The following is a 3,637-nucleotide window of genomic DNA, read 5'->3' on the forward strand; positions in this document are numbered from 1 at the left end:
CACCGTTCGGAATGAATGGCTCGACCAATATATCATCGAAAGCATTGAGGAGGCGCAGGAATTTGCCACGCAGTGGCTATGGACCTACAACAACGAACGTCCCAATATGGGCATCGGCGGCGTAACGCCCGCACAGAAACTGAAAATGGCCGCGTGAATTCTACTGACGAGCCCCGTTAAAAACGGGGGGATTACCCACGTCAGTGGGGAACTGGTGACGCGCTACGATGAGCGCCTGCTATCCAACACGAAAATCTCGTTTATGTACTCGCCGGGGAAGACACCCGTGACTTTTGAGGTGGACGGTTTCCGTTTCGGCTGTGCGGTCGGCATGGAAGCGCACTATCCCGAAATATTCATCGAATACGAGCAGCTTAATGTCGATTGCGTACTGTTCTCGACAGCAGGAGAAACCGCTTCTGGTGCTCCGGCATTTGCTGCTGAGGTATTGGGGCATGCTGCAAGCAATACCTTTTGGGTCAGCTTTTCAACTCTCGCACCCCAGAGCACGGCTGCTCCTTCGGGCATTGCTTCGGTGGATGGTCAGTGGGCAGCGCAGTGCCCTATGAACGGGTTACCCGCTATCGCTGTCGCGGATATCAAAACCAACCCGGAGGGTCTTGCGCGGCCGTTGCGGAGAAAAGCTCGCAGCGATCTCTACACTCCTCACCACCTAGAAGGTGATCCAAGAAGTGATGGCAGAAACCTATTTTAGCTGATCATCAATGATCGGGGCCGGCCTTCGGCCCCGACAACATGTTCATGTCGCGGAAATCCTAAGTTTCGCGACAAAATCGGCGGCACCGAATTTTTCAGGGAAAATTCTGTCGCAAAAGACGTGTGCAAAAGTCAGGCTTGCGGGACTTACTTTTGCACACGTCGCGGCCCGGAATCCGGGCCGCTGCGAACGTGATGCAGGTTTCAGGAATTGCCCGACAAAGTCATTAGCTCGAAAATTCTATTGGTTTCATCCTCGTTCCGAATCGATCCCACCGACCCCTGACAAAGCACGAGATCGCTTTTTGGTCCGCATCGTGATCGTGAAAGCCAGTGAGCGTTATACCTAGCGGGAGGAAGACGATGAAGCCGGCCACCTCAAATGTATCGGCCCTGCCGCTGTGTGCCCATAGCATTTCAAGTACGTCTTTCTCGGAGGACAGAAACAGATCTTCTGATCCGTATTTTACTGGCTCGCTGGCGTCTGGTGAAAAGCTGATTTCAACCAATGAATTTTGCTCGAAGATGACTACAGGCCTATCGGGTCCAAATAGGTAGCGGGCCGCATTCGGGGGGCTGCGCTTGATCACAGGATGCGTTCCCATGATGCCCTCAACCTTTGGCGGGGACATTCCAAACCGCAAAGGACCTGCTCCACCATACCCATCAATTTGCCAAACCATCAACGAACCTTAACTGGCCAGAAGCGGCCATTCCGAATCCTTTTCCTGTCGCAAAATTTCCACAACCTGCGACACGCTCTGCCATCGTAACATGTTCGATTTGTAATGCTTCGATCAACCCGGTGAGCGAAGGGAACGGGATCGGAAGTCGACCGTGGACGAAATCTATACGCTGAGTTTGCGTTGCAGTTTCGGACCGACGCAGAGGGAATGATCGTTGAGAAAGGTCAGAGATGCTGACCCAAGGGCAACATAGTGGCCAAAAAAGGCCAAATATCGTGTCATTCGACAAGAACGAAAGAGTGGTGATCCCGACAGGATTCGAACCTGTGACATTCAGCTTAGAAGGCTGACGCTCTATCCAACTGAGCTACGGGACCTCTCCTTTCGAAAAAGATCGAAGATATTTCAATTTGCACAGGGCTTTGCCAGCAAAGCCCTGCCGAATTATCGCATTGCCCGGCCTGAAACAAGTGTCAGGCTAAACAGGCAATCAATGCACCTCAATGCGTCCAGGGCATCGTCCGGTCGAAGCGGAAATTGTCCGAGTAGGAAACCTTGCGGCGCTTCGGCTCATTCGGTTCCGTAATGCGATAGGCGATGCCATTGCGCTTTGCATAATCGACTGCTTCTTCCTGCGTGGCGAAGAACAGACGAATCTGGCTCTTCATATCACCTGAAGAAGTGTAGCCCATCAAAGGCTCGACCATACGCGGGCTTTCCGGTTCATATTCCAGAAGCCATTGGTCTGTCTTAGCCTGACCGGACTGCATTGCCGTCTTAGCTGGACGGTAAATACGTGCAACCATTTGAAGAACCCTGAACTACTCTCTTGCCCCGCTGGGGGAGCTGAAAATCCACCAAGCCAATAGTTTACACGGGAATGCATGTCAACGCGATAAAGACGCACGCCACAGCCTGTGCCGGGGCGTTCATATATCGACCATTTCAAATCTTGGGGAAGATGGTCGGAGCGGCAGGATTCGAACCTGCGACCCCCTGATCCCAAATCAGGTGCGCTACCAGACTGCGCTACGCTCCGTCGCTTTCAAGCGGTGCGGCTTCACTAGATAATCCAAAGAGATAAAGCAAGAGGCAAATTTGCCAGTTTGTGTTTTTTCCATTCAATAAAAAAAGGATGACGCATTTTTGTGGTCATCATGTTCTGCGGAACCAAATCACGCGCGCGAACGTTCCCACTTCACCATCAACCAGCTGGAGACTGAATGTGAATAGAAACGGGCTTTATCTGATTATTGGCGCGCTGATTGTCGTGGCTGCGGGTCTTGCGGTTTATGTCTATCGTGAAGAGACTAAACCCGCCGGGATTGAGATGAAAATCGGAGAAGGTGGTGTTTCCATTCAGGAAAACTGAAATCAGCAAGACGTTATAAACATATAAACCGATTAAGATTTCAAACGCTTACGCTTTGTGATGCAACGTTTCGGACTTCGCCATGTTATTTGGGGCACCAGATAAAACGGAGGACCGAAATGGGTATCCAGACTGTTTCCGACGAGCTTTATCGTCGTCATGAACGCGAATGGGCAGAGTTGCGCAACGCAGTTGAAGCAAGCGAAGCCAACCAACGGCAGCAGAAGAAGGCTTCAGGCCAAACCTCTTGCGATGACAAGACGTCTGGGCACCAGTAAGTCTTCACCAATCCACCTTGAAACGCCGCGAAAGCGGCGTTTTTTGTTTCCGCTTCGTCGTTCCAGCCGTTCGCGCCCGATGCTGCGGTAACCAAATGCGAAGGAACAATTGGTAGCGTCTCCCCATCGCGATTCGAAGAGGAGACAGACGATGGCTGCACGGAAACGCACCACCCGCTCGCCCAAGCGCTCCACAAAGCGCTCGGCCAGGTCGTCGGGCAAGTCATCCGGCTCGTCCACTCCCATGCTCGCGCTTGCCGCAATCCTCGGCCTTGGTGCTTTCAGCCTGTGGGCAACCTCGCAGCACAAGAGCCCGCAAGCCGCGATCACAGCCCTGTTCCAGCGCCCCGCTTCCAAGCCGAACACACAGTCACCTGCGAGAGCCGAGCCAAAGGCGACCGTCACCAGCAAAGCACCCGAGAACAAGGCCCCCGAGAACAAGGCGTGGTCGAAGGATTATGGCGCTGCCGTCGGCCCTGTGCCGCGTCCATCGGCGCCCGTTATGGCACCCGCACCGCAAAAGCCGGTACAGCAGGCAGCAATCCAGACCGCCACCCCGCCCCGCCCCACAAATCAGGTTGTCG

Annotated in this window: 4 protein-coding genes, 2 tRNA genes and 2 pseudogenes; 5 read left to right on the forward strand and 3 right to left on the reverse strand. The window is 53.5% G+C overall.

What is annotated here, in order from left to right:
• Both CES86_RS02260 and CES86_RS02265 read left to right on the forward strand, forming a co-directional pair.
• A partial coding sequence (locus CES86_RS02260; protein ID WP_143851055.1) for an integrase core domain-containing protein occupies positions 1-157 on the forward strand: 157 nt, incomplete at its 5' end.
• Positions 158-205: 48 nt separating this feature from the next.
• Positions 206-715 (forward strand): annotated as a pseudogene (locus CES86_RS02265) (carbon-nitrogen hydrolase family protein); the annotation flags it as partial.
• Positions 716-1,703: 988 nt separating this feature from the next.
• Here the strand turns inward: CES86_RS02265 and CES86_RS02275 are convergent.
• The 3 genes from CES86_RS02275 to CES86_RS02285 form a co-directional block, all read right to left on the reverse strand.
• A tRNA-Arg gene (locus CES86_RS02275) sits at positions 1,704-1,780 on the reverse strand.
• Between the two features lie 123 nt (positions 1,781-1,903).
• Positions 1,904-2,209, reverse strand: coding sequence for an ETC complex I subunit (locus tag CES86_RS02280; protein ID WP_010661699.1), 306 nt, complete (start codon positions 2,207-2,209; stop codon positions 1,904-1,906).
• A 156-nt stretch (positions 2,210-2,365) separates the two neighbouring features.
• Positions 2,366-2,442, reverse strand: a tRNA-Pro gene (locus tag CES86_RS02285).
• 186 nt (positions 2,443-2,628) lie between these two features.
• Between CES86_RS02285 and CES86_RS02290 the strand changes: the two genes are divergently transcribed.
• The 3 genes and pseudogenes from CES86_RS02290 to CES86_RS02295 form a co-directional block, all read left to right on the forward strand.
• Positions 2,629-2,775 (forward strand): hypothetical protein, encoded by a 147-nt coding sequence (locus CES86_RS02290; protein ID WP_010661698.1) that lies wholly within the window; start codon positions 2,629-2,631, stop codon positions 2,773-2,775.
• 119 nt (positions 2,776-2,894) lie between these two features.
• Positions 2,895-3,053, forward strand: a complete 159-nt coding sequence (locus CES86_RS27415) for a hypothetical protein (protein WP_167387083.1) — start codon at positions 2,895-2,897, stop codon at positions 3,051-3,053.
• A 151-nt stretch (positions 3,054-3,204) separates the two neighbouring features.
• Positions 3,205-3,637 (forward strand): annotated as a pseudogene (locus tag CES86_RS02295) (hypothetical protein); the annotation flags it as partial.

It is taken from the genome of Brucella lupini, from assembly GCF_002252535.1.
GTDB classification, from domain to species: domain Bacteria; phylum Pseudomonadota; class Alphaproteobacteria; order Rhizobiales; family Rhizobiaceae; genus Brucella; species Brucella anthropi.